This window comes from Sphingobacterium sp. (genome assembly GCF_032065005.1).
GTDB lineage: Bacteria > Bacteroidota > Bacteroidia > Sphingobacteriales > Sphingobacteriaceae > Sphingobacterium.
The window spans coordinates 61021-85922 of the sequence record NZ_DAMBMM010000003.1 but is presented as its reverse complement, the minus strand read 5'-3'; the positions used below and the strand labels follow the sequence as shown (position 1 = coordinate 85922).

The following is a 24902-nucleotide window of genomic DNA, read 5'->3' as shown; positions in this document are numbered from 1 at the left end:
ATACAAGATCATTTAAAAAGGAATAATCAATTTGATTATTCCTTTTTGTTTTCATAACAATCGAGATGCATTCTGTACAGTTTTTTAAAAGGTGTTATTGAAACTTAATAATTTATCAAATGTTTAATATTAAGCGTATGTTAAGTTATTTGAATCTAAAAATTAGGTAAATTAGCATATATAAACCTTTGTGTATGAAAATCATAATTCTATTATTGCTGAACATAATGTTCTTGCATAGTTATGCGCAAAGAAATTTTTCGTTGATTAACCCCAAAAAGAATTCCTTCAAATTTGATCTCAGTGGAAACCTGGTTATAATCCCTGTCAAGCTAAATGGGGTTGAATTGGCTTTTTTATTGGATACTGGGGTCAAAGAAACAATCCTGTTTGCCACTCCCCAAGATTCGGTTCCATTGGAGAATGTTTCTAAGGTTAAGTTTTCGGGCATAGGGATAGAAGATGGCGTGGAGGGAATTATGGCAATCGGCAATGAGTTATTGGTCGGTAATACCTTGATCGACAGCCTACATAATATATATGTTGTTGATGGGGATGATCTTGATCTGTCCAGCCATATCGGTGTCCCTATCAATGGAATCTTGGGCAGCCATTTTTTTGAAGATTACTTAATAAAAGTTGATTATCTTAAGAAAAGGATCAGTATTTATGATGCTTATGATTATCCTGAAAAGTTGACCAATAAATTTACCAAGTTACCTATTCAATTGGAGAGGAGCAGACCTTATGTACATATCGATGTTGATTTAGGGACACAAAAGGTAAAAGATGCAAAGATGCTTGTGGACATGGGCAATTCTGATGGTATGTTGGTTTTTCCATTTTTGTTGGATTCTTTTGTAGTCCATGAACCTAGTATTTATGATTTTATTGGTCGAGGTTTCAATGGTTTGATCTTTGGTCGTCGGAATAGGATAGAAGGATTTGATTGGTCTGGGTTTTACATCAAGGAACCGATTGTATCTTATCCGGATTCCAATGCCGTGCATGCGGCGAAACTTGCTGTGAACCGTGTTGGATCGATTGGCAATCAGGTATTGCAGCATTTTCAGGTGTTGTTTAACTATCCTAAGAATGAGATCTATTTAAAGAAGAACCGGAATTTTGGGAAGAAATTCGAAATAAATATGTCTGGGATGGAGATCAAACATGACGGACTGGAATGGACAAAGAGAAGACTGACCACGAACATTGGGAAAAGAGATTCAGAAAATCCCAATTCTGGTATCAATGTTTATAATTATGAAGAATTTAAATACGAATTTATTTTACGACCTATCTACAAAATAGCAAGTGTCAGAGAAGGCTCACCTGCAGATTTAGCGGGTGTGAAAGTGGATGATGAATTGCTCAAAGTCAACGGCAGTAGTGCTCAAAGTATGAAATTGAAGCAGATAATTGGGAAATTAATGCATAAGGAAGGAGAGGAGATCCGATTAGTTCTCTTGCGGGGAACTGAAGAAGTAAAGGCTCAATTTATTTTAAAGGATCCTATTCCTTTCCAGAAGAAACTGCAATAAAAAAGCCTTGAGAGATCAAGGCTTTTTCTTTATTCGTTTACAACTCCCATTTTGCTGAATTTGTCGATTCGTTCAGCAACCAGTGTATCGCTATCCTTAGCGCCTAGAACGGCTAGGTCTGAAAGGATTTTATTCTTTACGTTCAAAGCAGTCGCTTCAGGGTCTTGGTGTGCACCTCCGATAGGCTCTTCAATGATGCCATCGATCAATCCATTACCAAGCATGTCTTCTGCCGTTAATTTTAAGGCCTCTGCTGCTCTTTCTTTCTGGTCCCAGCTTCTCCATAGGATGGAAGAACAAGACTCCGGAGAGATTACAGAATACCATGTATTTTGCAACATATATACCTTGTCTCCAATTCCGATACCTAAGGCCCCACCAGAAGCACCTTCGCCAATTACGATACAGATGATAGGCACTTTAAGAACGGACATTTCAAGTAGGTTTCTTGCAATTGCTTCACCTTGCCCACGCTCTTCAGCCTCTAACCCAGGATAAGCTCCCATTGTATCGATTAATGTGACCACAGGTTTGTTGAATTTCTCTGCCATCTTCATCAAACGCAGAGCTTTTCTATATCCCTCAGGGTTAGCCATTCCGAAATTACGGAACTGACGCTCCTTGGTGTTCTTTCCTTTTTGGTGACCAATGACCATTACAGATTGACCGCCAATGGTAGCAAAACCGCCAACAATAGCTTTATCATCACGTACGTTCCTATCTCCATGCAACTCAATAAAGTCATCACAGATCAAGTCAATATAATCGAATGTTTGTGGTCTATCAGGATGTCTGGACATCTGAACTTTCTGCCAGCCAGTCATATTGCTATACACCTCAACTTTTGTTTGCTCTAGTTTTTCTTCCAATTCGCGAACTGTAGCGCCCATATCGACTTTGGTTTTTTCTTCTACTTGTTTAACCTTTTCGATTTGCGTTTGTAGATCAGCAATCGGCTTTTCAAAATCAAATGTTGTTTCCATAATTACCTGTTTGGTGTCATTAAAGCGGTAGCTAAGTTACTTGTTTTTTAAGAATTATAAAATGTTATTTAATCATTAAGGAAAGATAAACAACACCTAAAACTATTTAGTGATTGATAATAAGCCATATAACAAAATGTAGTTCGTACTTGTTTTGTGTACTATATAAAAAAATAATATCTTCAAGACCATGAATGCAGCTGCCACAGAAAACAAACCAAAAATTCCTTGGGTATTTATAGGAAAGGTCATTCTCGTCATCATCATTATTGCATTACACATCAATTTTGAATATGATATTGAGAAAAGGAAACTATTGGCCCAATTCCTGAAAGGCCTGTATTCTTTCTTGATCCCAAGTATTGTCCTTTCCATGTTCCGTTTTCTGGTGATCATGCTCTACAATGCACGGGATTCCCAAAAAAGAGAACGCGGTAACTTTGTTCTTGGGATCAATAGGCTTACAGCAGTATTGAATACGGTATTTTTGGTGATAGCAATCATGACTGCATTTGGCATTAACCCCAAAGACTTTATTACCAGCATTACCATCGTGGCCATGGCCATTGCGGTTATCTTTAAGGATTATATCACCAATATGATATCCGGATTAATCGTTATGTTCTCTGAGCAGTTGTCCGTTGGAGATAGGATCAAGGTGGGAGAACATAAGGGGAGGATTATTGACATTACCTTTGCCAATTTGGTATTACAGGATGAAGAGGACGATATCGTAATGGTTCCGAACAATCTGGTATTTACTGCTACTTTCATGAACCTGTCTGCACATCAATCAAGTCTTTTTACCGTTAAATTCGAACTTCCTCTAGAAGTATCCTTACATATTGAGGAATTAGAGGAGCATTTAAGGCTAAGCCTGACTACCCATCCTAATCTGGAAATCAAGGAAGATGAGTTTCAGGTAAAAGTTTTAGAATTAGGGAAGGACTTCGTTCGTTATAAACTAGATCTTTACGCTGTAACCAACAGCAATAGAATGCATAGAAATATCGAGAATGAGATCTTGAAGGAGATAATCAAGTTCGAAAGAAATATCCTTAAATCTTCCTGACCTTCACACGCTTAATAAAGTGTTCAGATCCTTTCTTTAAGATTAGATCAGCTCTATAACGGGTTGGAAGGATATTTTCATGTAGATTAGGCTTATTGATCTCGTTCCAGATAGTATTGGCCATGTCAAAGCTTTCCTCCTCAGTCAGGTTTGCATATTTATGGAAATAAGAAGCCGTATTTTGGAAGGCAGTTGCTCTAAGGGATTCAAAACGGTCGATATACCATTTCACGATATTTTTCTCGTCCGCATCCACATAGATGGAATAATCAAAGAAGTCAGAAACGAAGACGCCGTTCTTTCTTGAATTAACCTGCAATACATTAATACCTTCAACGATCAATACATCCGGTTGGGAAATCACCAGTTTTTCATTGCTTAGAACATCATATTCCAGGTGGGAGTATAATGGCACGGTAACCTGCGATTTGCCGGATTTAATGTCCGCAAGGAACTGTAGGAGTTTCTTGGTATCATAGCTTTCAGGGAATCCTTTCCTGTTCAGGATATTGCGTTTGATCAGCTCCTTGTTGGGATACAGGAAACCATCCGTAGTGACCAATTCCACTTTTGGTTTATTGGGCAAAAGAGAAAGGACTTTGGTCAGTACCCTTGCTGTGGTGCTTTTACCTACCGCCACTGAACCCGCTATACCAATGATAAAAGGTAGTTTTTGATGGTTTCTCTTGAAAAAAACATTGCTTTTTGAATGCAGTTCCTGAAAGTTATGGATATGTACTTCCAGTAAATGAGCCAAAGGGATATAGATATCCTCAATTTCATCCATTGTCAATGGCTCATTAAGGGCATGCAATTGATCTAAATCTTTCTCTTGAATGGAGTGGCTCAACTGGCCGTTCAACCTTTTCCATTGTTCACGAGTAAAGTTTTGGAACGGACTTGTAAAAGTATGTTCGCTGATTAAGGGCATAGCAATTTATTTTTTCAAGTCGCAAATATACAATCAAGAAATGTTTTTTTCTTGGATTGTATCAATTAGATTACTTTCTATCACTATAGGGTTCATCAACATCTTGTGCACCGGACATTTCTCACCTATGGCGTATAATCTTTTCTTCTGTTCTTCATCCAGATCGCCCTCAATAAAGATATTGCACTTGATATAGGTTGTTTGTTGTTGTTCACTCCGCTGAACTTCACTGGAAACCTTGATGTCAATTTTATCTACTTTCCATTCCTTGCGGTTTGCATACATACGCATGGTAATGGCCTTACAGGCACCCACGGATGAAAGCAATAATTGGGTCGGCGCCAACCCTTTGTTTTGCCCTCCGACTTCGATGGGCTCATCTGCTAAAATATTTAAATTCTCATAGGAAATAGTTGTTGTATAACTAGTTTCCCCAATACTCACTAAAACTTCATTTGCCATAAATCTCTGTATCTTCTTCTAATAATCCTTTAATAATCAATGATCCGGTTGCCGGGTTGGTTGCCAATGGTACATTCCAGAGGTCACAAATACGCATCAGCATTTGGATATCCGGCTCGTGCGGATGTTTTCCAAGTGGGTCCCTGAAAAATATAATACCTTGGATCTTTCCTTCGGCTGCCATGGCTGCTATTTGCGCATCACCGCCTTTTGGACCGGATAGTTTTAATTCTACTTCTAAACCTGTTTGTTGAATGTAGGAACCCGTCGTTCCTGTTGCCACGAGGTGGGCTTTGGATAATCCTTCTTGATGATCTTTAACAAAAGCCACCATTTCGGCTTTCTTACCATCATGTGCAATTAAAGCTATTGTTTTTGCCATTTGAATGATATGTTTGCGTTCTGTTTTTAATCGCTTCGATAATATAACAAAAATATTTTTACAAGGTTATTTTAAGGCTATTAAAATATCAATTTTATAAGTATTAGTGGGAATTATGACTTTAGATTAAGGAAATCATAATTTATCCCGCAAAAACTGCCATACCGAGTTGTGTTTCTTTTCTCCATTTTTTTCCTTTTCGGCTATGAGGTCCAACACATAGGCATCAAGCATATTTTCATGGTCACTGATCAATTTATCAGCTAAGGAAACAATTTTTTGGATATTCCCTGCAGAGGCAGCATCAAGAGCTGGTTCAATGGAGGATAGGTTGGAGGGTTCGATTCTTATGTAATTGGAGGAATGCTGAACCGATCTAAATAATTGATGAAGGAAATAATCATTGCTCTCTGAAGAACTGCTGGTCATAATATCGACTAAGGCAGGACCAATGGAAATCGCTTTCTGTTTTTTGAAATCCTCGTATTTATAGGCATTCTTTGCAATCCCCGTTCCTAAGGAAAGGATATGTACATCATCGATTTTGAATGTTTTGTAAGTCTTGAGCACTTCCAATAATGCTGAGATCGCAGGGTTATGGGCAAACACGCCGCCATCAACCAATGGATACCGCGTTCCAGCCAATGAATATATTTCTGCTACAGAGAAATAGGTAGGGGCGGCTGATGTGGCTCGACAAACATCCTTAAGATAGAAATCTCGGGATTCTCCGTGAGAAATAGCTTTCTGTTGTCGAAAGAGATGGTTTTTACGGAGTTCAATATTGTAGGCAGTAATAATACAGGGTTTGATCAGTTCACAAAGTTTTTGATCACCGAAATAGCTTTCCAAGACCCGTTCTAAGACCTTTTCATCATAGAGTTCCGTCAATAAACCGAATTGATTCAGGAATCGTCTCCAACTGCTTGTGGTAAATATTTCTGTGCCATGTTTCAGGTAGATATCAAGTGCATCTTTTGCGGAGAACCTGGGTTTCGTTGGATTTTGGGGGTCAGGACAAAGTAATATACTGATCAGAATACCACCGGTGCTGGTTCCGGCAAAGAAATCAAAATATTCTGACAGGTGGGCATTTGGGTTGCCTGAAGCTTTCTTTAATTTTTGTTCGAGGGATACCAGCATCATTCCGGGAATAATTCCTCGAATTCCACCACCATCGATAGATAAAATCCTTTTCATTTTAGAGTTTGACCTAAGTTAGGGAAAGGAAATCAGAAAGGATAAATATTTTTCAAGAAAAATGCCTTAAAGCTCATGAAAAGTAATATATTTGCACCCACAATCAGGAGAGGTGTCAGAGTGGTCGAATGAGCAGACCTGGAAAGTCTGTATACGGGATGACTGTATCGAGGGTTCGAATCCCTCTCTCTCCGCCAAAGAAACAAAGCCCAACGTTAGTTGGGTTTTGTTGTTTCAGGACAGAACTTGTTTGAGCAAAGGCTGTCCTGAAACAACAAAAGGCCCGCGGAGCGAGGCCCTTTGTTTCTGTGAAGCCTCCCCCCAAAGGGAAGGTTCAGGGTTTACGTGCGGGCCCAGTGGGGCTGAACCAATCCCTTTGAGCTATGGGTTCCAAATAGGGTTCCTTTTACCTATGGTTCCTGTTTCTTTAAGCTATGGGTTGCAAATAGGGTTCCTTTCACCTATGTTTTCCTGTTCCTTTGAGCCACTGCTTCCTGTCGGAATCCCATTATGCTTAAGAACCCTAATCGTGATCTTTTGCACCTATGAAGTCCTGTTCCTGTCCCCTTGAGCCACGGCTTCCTATCGCAATTCCTTCAATCTAAAAAATTCTAATCTTTTTCCCTTAAAATCTCAAACCACCTTACCCATTAACAAATAATTTTTCAGCTCTCAATAAGGTTTCCCGTAAAATCTTTTATTGTTTAACAATTAATTTTGAAACCAACAGACCGACTTATTATTAATCATTACCCTTACACTGACAGAATTTGGCAGTCTGCGAATATACATTTGTGAAATAGTTCCAAAAAAGTGAATCTGAACTAATGCATGGCTTTTGTCATGCAACCAATCTATTATTATTAACTGAGATGAAACAGAAATTTAAAAAGCTCTACTCTGACTATCCAGATCTTATTAACATCCGCACGGTTGAAATCTGTGAAGTAGATGATAATGACGTTCCTAATGGCTCCGGTGGAATAAATAGGGAAGGATATACCTATGGTCAATTGAGGCATCAGCCCATCATTAACGAAATGTTAGAAAATATCAGCAATCCCAAATTGGCCGAGTTAGCCCAAAAGTGTAATGCTAGAAATGCAAACACTCCCTTTGAAATGTTCAAAATTGATGGAGAGTACTGTTTTTGGGGATTACGGATTTCTCCTGTAGTCAAAACTCCAGATGAATCGCAACTACGGGAAATCCTTGCATCCAATGAAATTACTGCTAAAGCCTTAGCGGATAGGAGTGTTACTGCGGCTATGATCCGTGAAGTTACTTACGATTTGCTCAGGCAGGAAGTAGCCCATGTATGCGGCATGACCGTAAGAGAAGCCTCACTTGCGATTGGCAATCAGCTTGATTGTGCACCTCATGAGGATCCTAGTGGATATATTTTTATGGTCCCTAACTGGGCACACAACTGGTTTAGGCACGATGGCTATGTTTCGAAGATGCTGAAGGTATTAAATAACGATAACGGTTTGGTTGATAATTCTTTTTCCGAAGTAATGGATAAATTACTCAGTGAATGTGAAATTAATCAGACCCAGTATACTCGATCTGATATTGTTGAATACCTCAATAGTTCCAACCTTTTTAAAAAGCGTTTTTATGAAGATTCGAGTTTTATGCAGGTCTATCAGTCTTATTATAAAGCATTTAGTATCTACAAAAAGAAGAATGCAGATAAATATTTTGTAAATAATTTCCTCAATAGGCCATTAAGCCAGGATAGCAGTCTGATTGTTGCAGAACAGAGCTTGACTTTTGACACAGTTAAAAATTCTGCAGGAAGTCTTAAGGTGTTAGGTGAAATGATAAACCCAACATTTGAGGACGAGATAAGGGAAACATTAGACATCTTCAAAAATAATTTTGAGAAAATAGAATTACCTAAAGAATCTTGGTTCTCCATCACTGGCGCGAGTAACGTGAAAAAATTTACGCAAAGGGCTACAGAAGTATATTCAATCTATACCAATATTCTGGAAGAATACCATTTTGCTAAATTTTCGATTTTACAATCCATCAATGAATACTCTCAATTAAGGATTCAGCTAAGTTTCGACAGGGAAGATTTAATTAGCGTCCTAAAAGATGTGTATGGTGAGAAAATCTATGATTCATATCCGCAATTATTCAATTTCAATCAAATTGAATGGTTGGATGTAGAGAACATGTTTAACGACCTAGATACGCAGTTTGAAAAAATTCAAGGTAAATACGATGCTTTTTTAGATCAGGCCGATCAAAATCTACAAAAGGTAAAAGGCCAATTAGATTCATCAATTTCCAATGTTCTTGAGAAGGCAGCCTTTTCCAAGCTAAAGCAAAAACATATTGAAAAGGAGTTTGTCAATGTTGCGAAGAAAGTTCTTGAAAACGTTGTAAATACTCGTTCCCTATCCAAGGAGAAATGTTTAGAAATTAAGAAGGATATTGAGTTTATGAAGCTTTCCTTTGCCCCAGATTATCAAAAGATCCTGGTTGATTTAGGTAGGTTATTTGAAGTTTACACCAATATTCGCGAGGTATTTATTCCTTTGGCAGAATGCTATGGAAGCTATTTCAATAATATTTTAGGTGGTGAATTAAAGAGTCTATTGAACAAATATGGAGAATTTAAGCAGTCCCCGGTTTTTAAGGAAAGAGAAAGGCTTGTCTTATCAAGGCGTTCAAATGAGTTAGATGTCCTAGAGCATCATAAAAGCATTGGGAATCTAGAAAAACGTTTAGATGACGAAAGAGCTTACCTTGAAAATGAAGTTAAGCCGCTTTATGAAATGCTGTTGAACATTCAGCCAACCAAACCTGGGATGATCTCAAAGATCTTGTCTTTGGGATTAAATACGGCAGTATATGATCATGTATTTGCTAAATGGTCTACCTTTTTCGAGCCATATGAAACTGAATTTAATTCAAGTACAAATGAAATTGAAAAAATAAAAAAGGATATTTCATATTATAAAGGTCGTATCGTTGAATTAGAAAATGAAAATATCAAAATAGCAACGGCAATCGAGGGCTTATCAGAGGAAGTTAGGGAATATTTTAAAGAAAAGAATATGGACGATGTTTTAGCAGATATTAATCCAGCAAACATCAATACTGTTCTTAAGATATCAAAGGATATTTTAGAAAAAGGACTTCGGGACAATTTATTGAATCCAGCAGAATACCTAAGTAACCTGACCTTTGTTAAGGCAGTTAAAGGTGCTGAAAGTTATGATGAGAGCCAATTATTGTCTAGGAAAATATCGAATGCGGCCAATAAAGTACTTGATATGGTTGCCTTATTAGACAACGTACGTAAGAAATTCATAGATGGAGTTTCAACAGGGATGCAAAGCTGTTCTTTTGATGTGAATGAAACTAAATTGATTTCGGATAAAATGGATTCTTTTATTACCAAAACGAATTTTCTGCAATTGCGTGATGAGGATTCCATTAAAGAAGGCATGAGCGGTTATTTAGAGAAATTGATGATTGAAAACTTTCCGGACAAACCATACCTTGCTGAGTTATCAGGTAAGATGGTCGGAATAATTGCAGAGCAAGCAAAAAGTATGGTTCGTCGATTAAAATATTTAGATGAAATTAAAGCCCTGAAAGCTCTAAATAAGAGCAATGATGAAATTTTAGAAAAACTCAATCAGGACTTAATGCAGCATACTAACGATGCTATTGCGTCCGATCTCAACGAAAGAGATCAGTTAATTAATCAAATCAAGCAAAGTTTAACCATTTAGTATTTTTATTATGTTTATAAATATTTGTGTAGGCATTTTAGCATATATCATCTTTATCTTTTTATTCAGTAAAAGGCAAAATGTCTTAGCTGTCAAAAACGAGTTCGGATTAACAAGCTTAAAGAATATCAATCAAGCCTACTTTCTCAACATTCTTTATGTTCTGTTCATACTAGGATATTCTTATTATGTGTTAACGCATCAGTCTGGATGGTCCATGTATGTCATGTTAGGTTTAAATGTAATAACCTATTTCATAGGATTTGTGGTTGATCCTGATGAAGCCGAAAAGGAACCGGAAAATTAAAAATGAATAAACAGCTCTCAAATTATGAGGGCTGTTTTTTTATAGACTGATCATAAGATTAACATTCTTTCCCTCCAATTTTTCTATATTCGTTAAACTAAAAATCAATTTCCCAAATCTATGAACCAAAATAAATATTCCGAATTGACGGACGAACAGCTCCTACAAGAGCAAAAGAAATTAAAGTCAACCAACCTGATCAATGCCCTTTTGATCGGTGCAGCGGTAGGTGTTGCAGCCTACAGCTTCTACAATAAAGGATTCAGCTTTTTTACGCTATTCCCATTATTATTTGTCTATTGGTTTGTGAAATCCAAAAAGAGCACAAAAGAATTAGAGGACGAGATCAAATCAAGAAATCTATAATGCCTAAAAGACCAATATCTTTTCTATTTGCTTTCATCCTTCTGACCGGATTGTTTAGCCTTCCCAAAGCTACTATAGCGCAATCTTCTGAAATCCCATTAATTCCATTCAAAAAAATCCATTCCATCACAATAGATGGAATTCTAACCGACTGGAATAATCAAAAAAATCTATTCTCCGTAGATCAATTTATATCTCCTTGGGGAAATCAAAACTTTGGGAAGACGATCTTTAAGGCATTTCATGATGGGGCCTATTTCTATTTCTATTTTGATATCAAGGATAATAATATCGTAGAAAAGAAATTTGAGAAAGAAGAAGATGTAGGAAGAGGCGATAGAGGAGAGATATTCTTATCAGTAGATCCTGGTTTAAAAGAATATTACTGTTTTGAAATATCTCCAAGTGCCAAGGTTTTAGACTATAGGGCAACCCATTATAGAATGTTTGATTATGCATGGGATTTAGAAAGTTTAGAAGTAAAGTCAAAAATAAAACCTGATGGCTACATATTGGAAGGAAGGATTCCTATGGCTTTTATTAAAAAAATTATGGATTCTAATTCCGGTCAATCAGTATATCTAGGCTTATTCAGAGGCGAATTTGATAGCCTGGAATGGAATGAAAAATCAATCAATTGGTTATCTTGGATTAGACCCACTGGTAAAAAGCCAGATTTCCATATTCCATCAGCATTCAAAAAGGTACAATTTGGACAGTAAAGCAATTTGTAAATTACTGATATAAATATGAGCAAGATAAACTTTAGCATTTCCCGATGAAAATACCAAAGATACATGGGTTTATAGAAAGAAGGATTTTAATCAATTATACTGCAGATCCTGCAGCCCTTAGCAAACTCTTGCCAGCTCCATTTAAGCCAAAATTATATAAAGGAAAAGCAATTGTAGGCATCTGCTTGATCCGACTCAAATCTATCAAGCCGAAAGGTTTTCCTAACTTTATTGGAGTTAGTTCTGAAAATGCTGCCCATCGTTTTGCTGTAGAATGGACTGATGAATCCGGCCAAAATTGTGAGGGGGTCTATATTCCCAGAAGAGATACCAATCTCTATTTGAACACTTTAGTAGGAGGTAGGTTTTTTCCTGGAAAACATCACTTTGCAAACTTCAATATTCGAGAATCTAATGCTAACTATCACCTAGATGCTCTCAGTTCCGATCAGAATAAGATCCAAATCGACGCCCGGAGAACCTCAGAGTTTCCATTAGATTCTATATTCGACAACATTGACGAGGTATCCCGGTTCTTTGAAAAAGGATCCGTTGGTTATTCGCCAAATGGAAAATCATTCGATGGACTAAAATTAAATACCTACAATTGGGAGATAAGTCCATTAGAAGTACTAAACATAAAATCGACTTATTTTGATGATAAAAACCGCTTTCCTGAAGGCTCTATCCAATTTGACCATGCCGTATTAATGTTAAATATTGAACATGAATGGCAATCGATGAAATCAATTTCCTGTCTTTAATTGTTCTTGCTAAATAGCGTTTGGTAAAAGCAGATAAATATGAAATTAGATCCTATTATTGCTGTACAAGATGTACAGAAGAGTGCCGATTGGTATGAAAGGTTGTTAAACCTCCAAAATAACCATGGAGGTGATAATTTCGCTGTATTGCAAGATTCTTCAGGTGATACCATTTTATGCCTTCATCAATGGGCTCAGCACCATCATCCAAGCATGGAAAACCCAGACCTTGCTCATGGAAATGGCTTAATCCTATACCTCAAGACCAAGGATTACCGAGCGATTTACGATAGAGCAAAAGAAATGCAGATAGAGATGATTGAAGATCTTCATAGAAATATAAATTCCCAAAAAATGGAATATTCATTTTACGATCTCGATGGTTATTACATCAGTATCACTGAAGACCATAATTATGAAGGTTAATTGATCCTTATCTTAAAGATCAAAGGCCAGTTTTTTCCAGTAACAAACATAAATTTATTCGCTGGATCCCAGGCAATCCCATTGAGCACCTTTTCAGGGTCAGGCTGAAAACTCTTGTCGTAAAGTTGTAAGACTCCTTCAAAACTTATTTTTCCTACCACATAGCCTGTTTTCGGGTCTATTTTATAGATTAAATCAGAGCCCCATTGGTTAGCGAAAATATAGCCATCTACATATTCCAATTCATTCAGACTATCCACTGACCCCATATTATCTTGGACCTTCAATTCTTTGATGATTGCCATGTTTTCCGGATTAAGGTAGTACAACCTGGAGGAACCATCACTTAATATCAAGGAGGTAGAATCATGTGTCAATCCCCAGCCTTCTTTCTGCCAGCTATGTGTGCCGCTGGGCTGCTTTAAATTGTCCAGATCAAATTGATAGATCTTATTGTTCAGGTAGGTCAACTGATAAAGCTTATTGTTCAGTATGGTAATTCCTTCACCGAATACATGATCCTCATAGTTTGCCTTGAGGACCTCAACTTTTGCCGTTGAAGTATCAATCTTGTTGATTCGGGTATGCCTTTCAAGGCCTGTCCCTTCTATTAGGCTTCCTTTGTCTAAAATAAAGCCCTGGGTGAAAGCTGAAGTATCGTGGTTTAGTGTTCCAATAATTTGATAGGTGAGAGGTATAGCTGCCGGAATAGGACTTTGCGTGGAATTTTGACTAGTTTGATTAGGTTCTGTCTTTGTTCCCTGTTTACAAGAATAGAGTAGGGCAAACTTATAATATATAGAAAAATAATATTCTTATTCATCGCGATTAATTACATGTTTAGTAACCAATATAGTTAAATCCGTTAAAATTATACATGTTCAAACATGTGATTTACTCCTTTTCAATAAAATAAAACCAGACGTTAAAATTAGTATCCAATAAGTCCAAAACTCCTTTTTTTGCTGATTAACCAAATATGCTCTTACTGTGCTTAAAAATATGCTTAAAACAGTAAAAATCCTGATTTTTAAAACGCAGTTTAAAGCGGATAAACGCAATTATTTTAAAAAAATTTATTGAATTTCAATATGTAAAATATTTAATGAATTGTAGTCAACACTATGATAATGACATAACTAAAACATATTAGCTAATTTTTGATGCGCTAATATCGTGTAGGCCATGGGCTACAAAAAATAATTAACAGTGCTAAATAGATACTATTGATTTTAGGTAATCGAAATCCTGTGTATTTTTGTAGACCATAATTATATGGCACACAACTATTAAAAAAATAATAAAAAAGGCATACAAAATTGCGGCTAAATCTTAACTGATAGGAAAAATTGTTTTTTCTTTTTGGTTTTGAGGCTAGTTCGTAATGGAGGTTAAAAAAGATGAAAAAGCACTACAAATCACCCCATGTTCATTTAGTTAAAGTACAGATGGAAGTGGACATCGCATTGGGGTCTGCAAAAGTATATCCTCAAAATGGTAACAATGTGGTCCAAGACCAATGGACCGAAGAGGACGATGATAATAGAAATATCGATTGGTAATTATAAAAATTGATTAAGAAATAGAACATGAATAATATCAAAAATAAAATCAGTATGAAATTTAGTATTGGATTCTTGGCAGTCCTCATGCTTAGTTTTGGATCTTGTAAGAGGTCTGATGATCCAGTTGGGGGCAATGGAGAAGCAAAACTTAATGTTCAGATTGATGGGATTTCTTTTGAAGAGGACAATATTGAATTCGATAAGAAAAGCAGCAGCAACGGCTCTGTTGCATCTGGTCTTGTAAAAGATACCTCCTTGGTTTATGATGATTTTGTAGTGGACGTGAAAATGTCCCAAGACAATGACAGATCAAATAGAACAGTTGGCAATCATACTACTTACCGTGGTTCTGATGCTAATATGGCAGCAGCAGTAACGAAAACTACTCCACTGACCAAAGGTACCAAATATAGATTGGTAGCCTTTAATGCAGATGGTACTTTTAATCAAGCAAAGGATTATACCTATGGTAGTGAAGCTTCAGCAGGTGCGATGAGCTTAGATGCTGGTAAAAAATATACTTTTGTTGCTTATTCGATCAACAGCGCAAATGATGAATTACCTAAATTAATCTACACCAATGGCGTTACAACATTTGCAAATGCAAAATTGGTTGACGTATCTAAAGATTTAATGGTCTTTATTGTTAAGGATAAACAACTGACCTATGGTGACAATAAATTAGGGGTAATCCTAAAACATAGATTCAGCATGATTACCACCCGCTTAACCATGGATTCAAAAATGACAGGCTCTATCAAGACCTTGACCAATACAACCATCGGTAAAGTGGATGCTAGTGCTACCTTTAATTTCAATGGCGAAACCATCGCTTACAAAAATGACCAAAACACATTTGCAGCAATCAATTTCCCTGTTTTGGGAACTGGATTAAGAGACGTTACTAGTTTCCCTACCTTGATTATCAACCCTGCAGCTACCAACAAAACATTGAATTTCGGATCCATTACCATTGATGATGAAACCAAGACAAACTTTTCAATCGCTAATATTAAGGTAAATCCTGGATGTAAGTACAACCTGAATCTGAACTTTAGAACCTGTACCCAGGAAGTGAAATTGGCGAATGATGCTTTAAACTGGAAATTTCCTGAAACTGGTGACCGTAAGGGTTGTTATGATCCAAATTCAGGTAAAGTTTGGAAAAATGGAGAATTATTGACGAGAGAATTCGCTGCTCCTGCTTCAAATTACGGCTTTACATTTGACATCTTCCAATTGGACAATGCTGTAAATATGGAAGTTAATGGAGTTCAGATCTTAACTGATCCTAAAGAAGGCCAGATTCAATTCCAAACTTACGATAACACAGCAAATGGTGAAGGAATCATTACTCGTAACATTCAATTTGCTGATGGAACGGAACATGGTAAAGGTGGCATTCCGGATATTTGGAACCTTAGAGGAACTGATGCTACTCCAATGTTAAGAATCATTATCAGTAAAACAGGTGAAGTGACCATGTTAGGTAGCAAAACAAACAATGGACCATTAGTTCAAATGGTGTTAAAAGGTTCTTTGAAATTCAACAAAGTGCCTTGGAAAACTTCTGGAACGAATAGCGTAAAGGTTACTCAAAAAGTATCCAATACAACTTTTGTTGTAGGTAGAGGTTACGGTCAAGCTAAAATTGCTTGTAAATAAAAAGTAAAAGATTAATTTTTTTATAAACATAATTTGTAGGAAAAAGCCTGAGAAATCAGGCTTTTTTTATGCCATCAACTTTGTAGCATCTTAATAAATTTAATCGTTTAGTTAATACACAGCATTTCTATTAATATTAAACCATTGTCAATTATGAAGAGAATTATGTTTTTAGCTCTAGCCATAGTACTGTTTACGGCTTGCGAAAAAGAAGGTCAAGATGCTTCACCATGCTCAAAAAAATTAAAAAGCCATTTCAATAAAGAATTACGATGTACAAAGAAAGGTGCGTATGAAACCAATCTCTATAAAGGAATCTATAAAGGCAAAACGGTATATTATGTAGATGACGTGTGTATTTCTTGCCTTACTGCTTCACCAGAATATGGCTATACTTGTGACCTAGAAAAAGTAGATTTTGATAATTTTAATGAGGTTGCCAATAAAACTATGGTTTATAACAGCTGTACTAAGGATTACACGGAATAAAACACCCAAAAATCTAAATTCTAATTAATTATAAGACCTCATGAAAAACATCATTATACTTTTAATTCTTTTTGTAGGAATGAGTTCTTGCGGAAAAGAGGAAATTTTAGAGGACCGTACAAAAGCTTCTGCTTGCTTATTAAAAATGAGGGATTATTTAGCCAAAGAACTTTATTGTAAGGAAGATGCCAAATCATCTTATTCTTCTGACTTAATAAGGGCAAGTTATGAAGGGAAAATTGTTTATTATAGCCAAATATCATGTGCTGAATGTCTGGTTACAGAAGCGGAAACTGGCTATACCTGTGATCTCGACAAAATCAATTTGGAGGACCCAAGGAAAATATTGGACAGAAAAATTGTCTTTGATAGCTGTTCCAAACAATATTCTGAATAGAACTTAGACTAACGCATCAGATTTAGCCAGATTCCCTAAAATTTCTATTTTTGTGTATACATGAAAAAAGAAATCATAATTGACGGAAGCCAAATCTACGATAAAACCAGTTTTTACGAAGAAATAAACCGAAAGTTTATGAAAAATGAAAGCTGGCAATTAGCGGAAAGTTTGGATGCATTTGATGACCTATTGTACGGAGGTTTTGGAGCTATCCGTGAAAAGGAAGAAATAACATTGATCTGGGAAAACTTTGAAGCCAATCGAAAAGCTTTAGGAACTGAATTCACCATTAATTATTATCAGGAAAAGTTAGAGCATCCCGATGATTTCGATTCTTCCGTTATCCAAAAACGATTGGATGCATTGAGGGAAGGCAAGGGGCAGACCTATTTCGAAATCCTCGAAGAAATTATCGCAGAACATACCAATATCGAACTGATTAAAAAATAAGGCACAACGTCCAAAAGTTTCTAATCGTTCAGAATCAAAATGCGCTAAGGAGGGATTCAGAGTGAAACGAAGAATCTATTTTTTTTAGTCATACTGAGGTTCATCCGAAGTATCTCGGAGCAATGCAAACTTACACTATAATACAATTTTGATTGGCGTTCAGTGCGTCAATCTAATATAGTTTGTATTGGCGTACAGTTCCTTGACCGAAGGTCAAGGATGACAGGGTCGGTGGGGGGAAAACCGTACAGATTCCTCACTGAACGTTCAGAATCAAAATGCGCTAAGGAGGGATTCAGAGTGAAGCGAAGAATCTATTTTTTTTAGTCATACTGAGGTTCATCCGAAGTATCTCGGAGCAATGCAAACTTACACTATAATAAAATTTGGATGGGCGTTCAGTGCGTCAATTTTAGATAGTTTGTGTTAGCGTACAGTTCCTTGACCGAAGGTCAAGGATGACAGGGTCGGTGGGAGGGAAACCGTACAGATCCCTCACTGAACGTTCAGAATCAAAATGCGCTAAGGAGGGATTCAGAGTGAAGCGAAGAATCTATTTTTTTTAGTCATACTGAGGTTCATCCGAAGTATCTCGGAGCAATGCAAACTTACACTATAATACAATTTTGATTGGCGTTCAGTGCGTCAATCTAATATAGTTTGTATTGGCGTACAGTTCCTTGACCGAAGGTCAAGGATGACAGGGTCGGTGGGGGGAAAACCGTACAGATTCCTCACTGAACGTTCAGAATCAAAATGCGCTAAGGAGGGATTCAGAGTGAAGCGAAGAATCTATTTTTTTTAGTCATACTGAGGTTCATCCGAAGTATCTCGGAGCAATGCAAACTTACACTATAATAAAATTTGGATTGGCGAACAGTTCGTCAATCTAATATAGTTTGTGTTGGCGTACAGTTCCTTGACCGAAGGTCAAGGATGACAGGGTCGGTGGGAGGAAAACCGTACAGATTCCTCACAGAACGTTCAGAATCAAAATGCGCTAAGGAGGGATTCAGAGTGAAGCGAAGAATCTATTTTAGTTTTTAATTAGAGGTGTTTGTCATTTCGAAATCGTAAGATGAGAAAACTATTTCAAATGAAGTATGGATAGTTCCGAGACCCTTCGGCGGCGCCCTCAGGGTGACACAGAAAGGATATAGAAAATATTTCACCCACGCTGTGGGTTGACCATTTCAAACATCCAGGTTCTACAAAGATTTCACCCCTTCCAGGGGTTCTAGAAACAAACATCATCCTTCCGAAGGAAGCCCTTTAGCCCCCGGCTCATTTCCAATGGCGGAAAAATGGAAAGAATGCCGTTGCCATGTGCGATGGGATTGGCCTTGGAATGCTTTTTGAAGATCATCCCATCAAAAGGGATGATCTTCAAAAAGATATTCCCGACATCAAGGCATTCTTTTCATGTGTAGTGGATGGTGCGAAAAGCCATCTTAAATGAGCCGAAGCCGTTACGGATTCGAGTTGTTTTTGGTATCCGTGAGCTCCTTCGTCGGTTTGGTTACTTTTGGGCTTCAAAAGTAACGAAGAGAATATTTGAATAATATTAAACCCCGATAGGGCATTAACCAACGGCCCTTCGCATTAAAATATCCGTCTGTTCATCACTGCCTAACCTGAAGATATGCTTATCAAACTCTTCAAATCCATTTTTCTTGTAGAAACTGATGGCACGGGCATTTTCTTCCCAGACTCCCAACCAAATCGTTGGAACCCTTAAATTTTTTGCGGTTTCAAGCGCCTTAAAAAACAACAGCTGACCAACTTGTTTGCCATGATGACTTGCATAGACATAAATCCGTTCTATTTCGATATGGTCCTCTAGCTTATACTCGGTCTGAGCCTGACCAATATTTAATTTCAGATAGCCGATAGGGTCTTCTTGATCCCATGCTATATAAAATATAGATTCCAGGTTTTTCAATTCATGCTGAACCTGGTTTTCGGAAAAACGATCATTAATATATGCAGACATATCCGATTCGGAATTTCTGGATTCAAAGGTTTCAAGGAATGTTTCTCGACCAATTTTTTGAATAATGAGCAAGTCATCAATAGATGCTACTTTGATTTCAATCATAATATTAAGTCCTGGGAGCCTAAATGTATCGAATTATATGCAATTTGGATAGGTGAAATCCAAGTTATGACGTTTATATTATAGTTATATCCAACGATTTCTGGTAAATCTTAAAGTTTTCATCATCAAAACAGATAAATATTACTTCTCCAATCGATTCATCTTCAGTTAAATAATCTTTTACAGCCTGAATCGCGATTTTTGCAGCCCTTTCTTTTGGAAAACCATAAATTCCGGTACTGATATTAGGGAATGCTATATTCCTAACCTTATTCTTGCTTGCTATGACCAAACTGCTGTGGTACGCACTATATAAAAGATCATCCTCTTTATGGTTCCCATCCTTCCAAACCGGACCAACAGCATGGATTACAAATTTACAGGGAAGATTGCCAGCATGGGTGATGACAGCCTGGCCTGTTTTGCAACCACCTTGCCGGTTGCGGATCTGTTGGCATTCATCTAAAAGTGAAGGTCCAGCAGCCCGATGGATAGCGCCATCAACACCTCCTCCGCCCAATAATGAGGTGTTTGCCGCATTTACAATAGCATCCACATGACATTTGGTAATATCTCCCAATTCCAGTTTTATTTTATCCCCCATATTTTCAGTATACCTTTATGAATGAATCAATTCCTGTGAAAAAAGTTTAATCTTTTTATTATTCATAAAAAATCAAAATGTTCAAAAACCAATTTACATTTAAATTGTTTCAAAATTATCTAGAACATTAAACTGTTATAACGCACATCGCAATACAACCATAAATTTGCAGATTGACTCTTTTCAGAAATTAGTTTACAAATTATTGTCAATTTGCATAAGATTATACCCCAAGCTATTGGGGTATAATTGTTTATTGGCAATAATAACCGTCGAATTATCTCCATGTGTGTTCCTGCAATCAAAATATGCGTTTAATTGTCAAATAATTATTATTTTCAACTGAAATCTACCTTACAGTTATGTGTTATCACGTTGGTTCTCCAAGTAAATCAGAATTAAAAAATAAGCTTCCCAAAAAGAAGATATACTACCCGAATGAAAATGAGATTTTCCATATTTCAGGATTTACGAGGCCCTATCTCCCTGTCACTTTAAACCAAGATGCAGATGCTGTGATCGAGGCCAGATGGAAGTTGATTCCAGGCTGGGTAAAAACCGAGACTGAGGCCAATAAATATGCAAATACCCTCAATGCTGAGGCGGAAAGTATTTTCGAAAAAGCTAGCTATAAAAACTACATCCACAATAATCGAGGATTATTGTATGTAACCGGATTTTATGAACCCCATAAGGTCGCCGGAAAAAAAGATACTGAGAATTATTTCATTTATGCTCCTAAGCATGAAATCATCAGTTTGGGCATTGTATATTCCCATTTCACGGATAAGGAAACCGGAGAGACTTATCCTACTTTTTCCGTGATTACCACAGCTGCAAATGAACTGCTTGAGGAGATTCATAATGAAAAGAAAAGGATGCCATTGGTTATTCCCGAGGAATCCAGAGATGCTTGGTTATTTGCGGAAGGAAAAGAGGAAATCAAACAATTGATGATTCCATACCCAAAGGAATTAAATGCCCACCAAGTATATCGGGTTACAGCTGATCGCAGCGGAAATACAAACCGTCCCGAAATCCAAAAACCTTGGTCTGGACAAACTTCTCTATTTTAATCTGCTATGAAAACTAAAATCCTATATCTCCTTGGACTCACTTTCATTACTTTATTGGGGTCATGTTCAGTTACGCAAAAGATGGCGGACAAACCATATATCCATATCCAAAAAGAAAATAGGGCAGATAGAAAGTGGAAATTGATCTGGGAGGATAATTTTGACGGGACGGGGATAGATACAACAAAATGGTCCCGGATACCCGAAGGAGAATCTGATTGGAACAGACATATGAGTACCTCAGATGCCGTGTTCCGAATGGAGAACGGAGGTTTATTTTTACTAGGTATCAATAATCCAGATCAATCTTCAGACCCGAGACCCTTCATCACAGGAGGGATCTGGAGCAAGAACAAATTTGCCTTTCAATATGGCCGGATTGAGATTCGAGCCAAATTGGGAAGTGCACAAGGTGCATGGCCGGCCATGTGGATGTTAGCTGAATTGGATGAATACGGTAAATACCCCATGAATGGAGAAATCGATATCATGGAACACCTCAATTATGATAAAATAATCTATCAGACGACCCATTCCCATTATACCTTAAATCTTGGTCATCAAGACAATCCGCCACATTCTGGCACAACGTCTATAGAACCTGATGAATTCAATGTATTTGGAATCTCATGGTATCCTGACAGAATAGTTTTTCAATTGAATGGCAAGGATACTTTTACCTATCCTAGGATAGAAGGGGTTGACCCTTCACAATGGCCATATGATCAACCATTTTTTATCTTGATCGATCAACAATTAGGCGGTAATTGGGTAGGTAAGGTGGATCAATCACAATTACCTGTTGCTATGGAAATAGATTGGGTGCGAGTGTATCAATAAAATCTACGCAAAATAAAAACGGCCAAATAATATATTTGGCCGTTATCTTAAAAATTATATCCTCGTTATTAAATGGGGCTTATGCTATTTAGGACAGTCGGTTCTTTTTCTTCCATAACCTCTACCAACTACAATCGTCCTTCCGTCCACTTTCTGACTTACTACCACGGTATTTGAACCTGTAGAACTCCAGTTAACTTTGTTGAATTGCTTGCCAGCTTTCAAGCGCAATGGAATCAATGGTCCTTCGTTGGTTTTGCTTCCTAACATGGTCACTTCTCCAGTACGGCTGATCATGATTCGGATCAATGGTTTTGCCAATGTACCTTTTAGGTTGTAAGCCTCATCAATACCATTTTTAGCATATTCTGTGCCGTCTTCAAATTCAATATTACGTACAGTACCTAAGTTATTGTTAGTCTGGAATTGAATTTGGTCTGCATAGCTGTTTCCAAAAATATATTGACCATTTACGCGCATATTCAATGCATTATCTAATTCAGTAATATCAAATTGGAAACCATAATCAGCACGTGGTGCACTGAATGAATTGGTAATGATCTCATTGTTTTTAATTTTTTGGCCGTCTTTAATGATACCGATATATGTTGTCCAGCCATTCCAAAAGTCCCACGTTTTCCAAGTTTCTTCTGCATATCTCCAATTCAATGCATCCGAAGTTACATTTTGTGTACATGCTCTGAATCGCAATACCAAATTGTACTTATGTCCAGGAGTGATCTTAACATTCTTAACTTGGATTCCATTTTGGGTCTCCGCGTCTAAGGTGATTGAACCAAAAGTAAAGATGGCATCCGTTACACTCTTGCTGATCAAAAATGTTGGATTACTGCTGATGCTTCTCATCCCTGGTGTAATAGCTGGGAATGTCACATTAGTTTGGCTATTTTGATTAGGGAAGCTCAGACTTTCATCACTGAATTTCAATGAACCGCTAGCCTTTGTTGGAGAAAAACGGGCATTTGAAATTGCTTCAATCGATCCGGTCATACTATCGTCCATTTCAATGGTCGTTGTAATCTGGCTAAATTGGTGTACCAATACGGCGTTTAGATTATTATCTCCGTGAGTCAATTTAACCGACTTTTTAAAGAACATCAAATCACTGGAAATATTATTCAGGCTTGCTGTACTTAAGCTTCCTTGGTTGCTCACGTTTGGTAAATCTGTCGAGCTATTAACTGAATAAACTACAAAGGTGTAGGTTTCACCAGCATTTAATTGAATTCCACCAGTTGTAGGTTCGCTACCATAGATATAGTCGAAATTCCCTTGATGAGCACCTGCATTATTATAAACCATAATGCGGTACTTCACGCCAGGAGTCAAAGTTGAGTTCACGGTTTGTGTTGCAGCTTTGGCTGCATTGTCTGCAGAAGAAGTCTCTCTAATTGTAGAAGGTTCAACATCGCGAATTACCATAACTTCCATGTTCATATTATCGCTGATCTTTACGTTCGATAATTGTACATTGGATTCCGGTGCCCTTTTAGTTGATTTATTGCTTCCGTATGCTATTCTTTCTTCTTCAGGCGAGCCAACCGATAATTTTACCTTTACGGTCGTCAGTTCTCCAGAAACTGGATCAGAGCCTGATTTTTTACAAGATTGAAAGCTAAGTAGCAGAATCGCTATAAAGAACATACTTTTTAATCTAGCCATCTTGTTCAGTAGTGTAAATTCCATTTTGTAGGTTTTTATTATTCTTTGTGTGTTTGTATTACCAATCGATATTTTTTGTTTCCTGATCGTCTTGGTACCATTGATCCATCAGCTCATTATCAGTGTTATGAGGGCGGACAAATGCTGATCCTGAAGCTATACCTTCTTCAAGATGGATATCGAGGACCTCGATTTTTGGACTCATGTAAGTTTTATCCATAATGCTTTGCACCTAGTTAGTGATACTTTATAAAATTTTAGAATTACGCGTTAATAGTTAGTGATTTTCGGTATATTCTAATGTCTTCACTTTGAAAACATTGTAAAAATAAGTAGGAAATTCATTTTCTCTACTGCAGAAGATATGCGTAATAGCAGTTAATTTTAAATTGTCGTTTCATCACTACAGTTTGCTATTGATATGTGGTAACGGCCTCTAAAGTGTGAAAATGACCTTTTAAATAATTGTAAATAATTGACTGAAATGGATAAGGTTGGACCTGAAATCGTTTAGGAAAATAGGAGAGTGCCATCAGTTTTTTGGAAGAAATCGATGGCAGAAATTGGACTATATTTCCTAGTCTTGTTCGGGATTCATTCGAGCCATATTCGAGAAATGGTTTAGTTGCATTGGGAATTTTCGGAATGTGTCTCGAATAAGATCAAAGGGAAAATCGAGATCTTCAGAAAAAGGAGAATTTTCTTAGTTGAAAATTTTAGGGAAAAAGGGAATTACCTGCAATTGTTCTTTCTCGAATTTAGGGAAAAAATTGTGAAGGCTTTTTTTCGTATTCTAAGTTATTTCGAAAATCTCAGAATAATAAAAGCTTAAGCATATAAAGTTTAACGCCACGCTGTCGTGCTGACGAAGGAATGATCTCGGAATATTACAGATCTAATCGATTATACTACTGCAGATTGGATTGGCGTACAGTTCCTGCACCGAAGGTGCAGGATGACAGCAGCTGTGGGGGAGGACCTAACAGATTCTTCACTGTTCGTTCAGAATCAAAATGCGCTAAAGAGGGATTCAGAGCTAGGCGAAGAATCAATTTTTTTTAGTCATACTGAGGTTCATCCGAAGTATCTCGGAACAATGCAAACTT

General features: G+C 37.2%; 25 protein-coding genes and 1 tRNA gene. 16 read left to right on the top strand and 10 right to left on the bottom strand.

The features are described 5' to 3' along the window. Nucleotides 1–194 precede the first annotated feature (194 nt). Complete coding sequence (locus RT138_RS05615) at nt 195–1541, top strand: PDZ domain-containing protein (RefSeq protein ID WP_313189922.1); 1347 nt, start codon at nt 195–197, stop codon at nt 1539–1541. Nucleotides 1542–1570: 29 nt separating this feature from the next. Here the strand turns inward: RT138_RS05615 and RT138_RS05610 are convergent, their stop codons facing one another. After that, the gene (locus RT138_RS05610) at nt 1571–2524 is read right to left on the bottom strand and encodes an acetyl-CoA carboxylase carboxyltransferase subunit alpha (RefSeq protein WP_185212056.1); all 954 of its coding nucleotides are present in this window, start codon (nt 2522–2524) and stop codon (nt 1571–1573) included. A 190-nt stretch (nt 2525–2714) separates the two neighbouring features. On the opposite strand from RT138_RS05610, the gene RT138_RS05605 reads away from it, so the two are divergent. Beyond that, nucleotides 2715–3596 carry a mechanosensitive ion channel family protein gene (locus RT138_RS05605; RefSeq protein ID WP_313189921.1) on the top strand — a complete coding sequence of 294 codons (882 nt, stop codon included), beginning with the start codon at nt 2715–2717 and terminating at the stop codon, nt 3594–3596. Here the strand turns inward: RT138_RS05605 and coaA are convergent. From coaA to RT138_RS05585, 4 genes are all read right to left on the bottom strand, one after another. Next, nucleotides 3583–4527, bottom strand: a complete 945-nt coding sequence (gene coaA / locus RT138_RS05600; protein ID WP_313189920.1) for a type I pantothenate kinase — start codon at nt 4525–4527, stop codon at nt 3583–3585. The two genes, RT138_RS05605 and coaA, sit on opposite strands and share 14 nt — an antisense overlap. A 33-nt stretch (nt 4528–4560) precedes the next feature. Beyond that, a complete protein-coding gene (locus RT138_RS05595; protein ID WP_313189919.1) occupies nt 4561–4989 on the bottom strand; it encodes an OsmC family protein in 429 nt (142 codons plus the stop codon). Then, nucleotides 4979–5371 carry a methylglyoxal synthase gene (locus tag RT138_RS05590; RefSeq protein WP_185212060.1) on the bottom strand — a complete coding sequence of 131 codons (393 nt, stop codon included), beginning with the start codon at nt 5369–5371 and terminating at the stop codon, nt 4979–4981. Before RT138_RS05590 ends, RT138_RS05595 begins: the two co-directional genes overlap by 11 nt. A gap of 135 nt (nt 5372–5506) precedes the next feature. Continuing rightward, nucleotides 5507–6571 carry a patatin-like phospholipase family protein gene (locus RT138_RS05585; protein WP_313189918.1) on the bottom strand — a complete coding sequence of 355 codons (1065 nt, stop codon included), beginning with the start codon at nt 6569–6571 and terminating at the stop codon, nt 5507–5509. Between the two features lie 106 nt (nt 6572–6677). Between RT138_RS05585 and RT138_RS05580 the strand changes: the two genes are divergently transcribed. The 6 genes from RT138_RS05580 to RT138_RS05555 all read left to right on the top strand — a co-directional run bounded on the left by RT138_RS05580 (nt 6678) and on the right by RT138_RS05555 (nt 12926). Next, nucleotides 6678–6768: transfer RNA gene (locus RT138_RS05580), tRNA-Ser, on the top strand. Between the two features lie 675 nt (nt 6769–7443). Beyond that, on the top strand, nt 7444–10329 hold the full coding sequence (locus RT138_RS05575; RefSeq protein WP_313189917.1) for a hypothetical protein: 2886 nt from the start codon (nt 7444–7446) through the stop codon (nt 10327–10329). Nucleotides 10330–10756: 427 nt separating this feature from the next. Further along, nucleotides 10757–11002: a hypothetical protein gene (locus tag RT138_RS05570; RefSeq protein WP_313189916.1), complete on the top strand. Its 246-nt coding sequence runs from the start codon at nt 10757–10759 to the stop codon at nt 11000–11002. Further along, nucleotides 10936–11724 (top strand): sugar-binding protein, encoded by a 789-nt coding sequence (locus RT138_RS05565; RefSeq protein ID WP_313189915.1) that lies wholly within the window; start codon nt 10936–10938, stop codon nt 11722–11724. The genes RT138_RS05570 and RT138_RS05565 overlap by 67 nt, the downstream gene beginning before the upstream one ends. A 56-nt stretch (nt 11725–11780) precedes the next feature. After that, nucleotides 11781–12500 carry a DUF2071 domain-containing protein gene (locus RT138_RS05560; RefSeq protein WP_313189914.1) on the top strand — a complete coding sequence of 240 codons (720 nt, stop codon included), beginning with the start codon at nt 11781–11783 and terminating at the stop codon, nt 12498–12500. 39 nt (nt 12501–12539) lie between these two features. Continuing rightward, nucleotides 12540–12926 (top strand): VOC family protein, encoded by a 387-nt coding sequence (locus tag RT138_RS05555; RefSeq protein ID WP_313189913.1) that lies wholly within the window; start codon nt 12540–12542, stop codon nt 12924–12926. Here RT138_RS05555 and RT138_RS05550 read toward each other — a convergent pair. Then, the gene (locus tag RT138_RS05550) at nt 12923–13624 is read right to left on the bottom strand and encodes a glutaminyl-peptide cyclotransferase (protein WP_409529447.1); all 702 of its coding nucleotides are present in this window, start codon (nt 13622–13624) and stop codon (nt 12923–12925) included. The two genes, RT138_RS05555 and RT138_RS05550, sit on opposite strands and share 4 nt — an antisense overlap. A gap of 702 nt (nt 13625–14326) precedes the next feature. Between RT138_RS05550 and RT138_RS05545 the strand changes: the two genes are divergently transcribed. The 6 genes from RT138_RS05545 to RT138_RS05520 all read left to right on the top strand — a co-directional run bounded on the left by RT138_RS05545 (nt 14327) and on the right by RT138_RS05520 (nt 18954). Then, nucleotides 14327–14488: a hypothetical protein gene (locus tag RT138_RS05545; protein ID WP_185216208.1), complete on the top strand. Its 162-nt coding sequence runs from the start codon at nt 14327–14329 to the stop codon at nt 14486–14488. A 54-nt stretch (nt 14489–14542) separates the two neighbouring features. After that, nucleotides 14543–16156: a hypothetical protein gene (locus tag RT138_RS05540; RefSeq protein WP_313189912.1), complete on the top strand. Its 1614-nt coding sequence runs from the start codon at nt 14543–14545 to the stop codon at nt 16154–16156. A 153-nt stretch (nt 16157–16309) separates the two neighbouring features. Continuing rightward, entirely contained in the window at nt 16310–16645 is a 336-nt protein-coding gene (locus RT138_RS05535; protein WP_313189911.1) for a hypothetical protein, read from the top strand. A 40-nt stretch (nt 16646–16685) separates the two neighbouring features. After that, nucleotides 16686–17042, top strand: coding sequence for a hypothetical protein (locus RT138_RS05530; protein ID WP_313189910.1), 357 nt, complete (start codon nt 16686–16688; stop codon nt 17040–17042). A 60-nt stretch (nt 17043–17102) separates the two neighbouring features. Beyond that, complete coding sequence (locus tag RT138_RS05525; protein WP_313189909.1) at nt 17103–17495, top strand: barstar family protein; 393 nt, start codon at nt 17103–17105, stop codon at nt 17493–17495. 1324 nt (nt 17496–18819) lie between these two features. After that, nucleotides 18820–18954 carry a hypothetical protein gene (locus RT138_RS05520; protein WP_313189908.1) on the top strand — a complete coding sequence of 45 codons (135 nt, stop codon included), beginning with the start codon at nt 18820–18822 and terminating at the stop codon, nt 18952–18954. A gap of 123 nt (nt 18955–19077) precedes the next feature. On the opposite strand, the gene RT138_RS05515 is transcribed toward RT138_RS05520, so the two are convergent. Further along, nucleotides 19078–19593 (bottom strand): GNAT family N-acetyltransferase, encoded by a 516-nt coding sequence (locus RT138_RS05515; protein WP_313189907.1) that lies wholly within the window; start codon nt 19591–19593, stop codon nt 19078–19080. 73 nt (nt 19594–19666) lie between these two features. Next, entirely contained in the window at nt 19667–20197 is a 531-nt protein-coding gene (locus RT138_RS05510; RefSeq protein WP_313189906.1) for an O-acetyl-ADP-ribose deacetylase, read from the bottom strand. 362 nt (nt 20198–20559) lie between these two features. Here RT138_RS05510 and RT138_RS05505 point away from each other — a divergent pair, with 362 nt between their 5' ends. Continuing rightward, a complete protein-coding gene (locus RT138_RS05505; protein ID WP_313189905.1) occupies nt 20560–21273 on the top strand; it encodes an SOS response-associated peptidase family protein in 714 nt (237 codons plus the stop codon). A 6-nt stretch (nt 21274–21279) separates the two neighbouring features. Further along, entirely contained in the window at nt 21280–22113 is an 834-nt protein-coding gene (locus tag RT138_RS05500) for a glycoside hydrolase family 16 protein (protein ID WP_313189904.1), read from the top strand. Between the two features lie 84 nt (nt 22114–22197). On the opposite strand, the gene RT138_RS05495 is transcribed toward RT138_RS05500, so the two are convergent. Together RT138_RS05495 and RT138_RS05490 are read right to left on the bottom strand one after the other, a co-directional pair. Next, nucleotides 22198–23820 carry a hypothetical protein gene (locus RT138_RS05495; RefSeq protein WP_313189903.1) on the bottom strand — a complete coding sequence of 541 codons (1623 nt, stop codon included), beginning with the start codon at nt 23818–23820 and terminating at the stop codon, nt 22198–22200. 34 nt (nt 23821–23854) lie between these two features. Then, nucleotides 23855–24001: a hypothetical protein gene (locus RT138_RS05490; RefSeq protein ID WP_185216216.1), complete on the bottom strand. Its 147-nt coding sequence runs from the start codon at nt 23999–24001 to the stop codon at nt 23855–23857. Nucleotides 24002–24902: the final 901 nt, after the last annotated feature.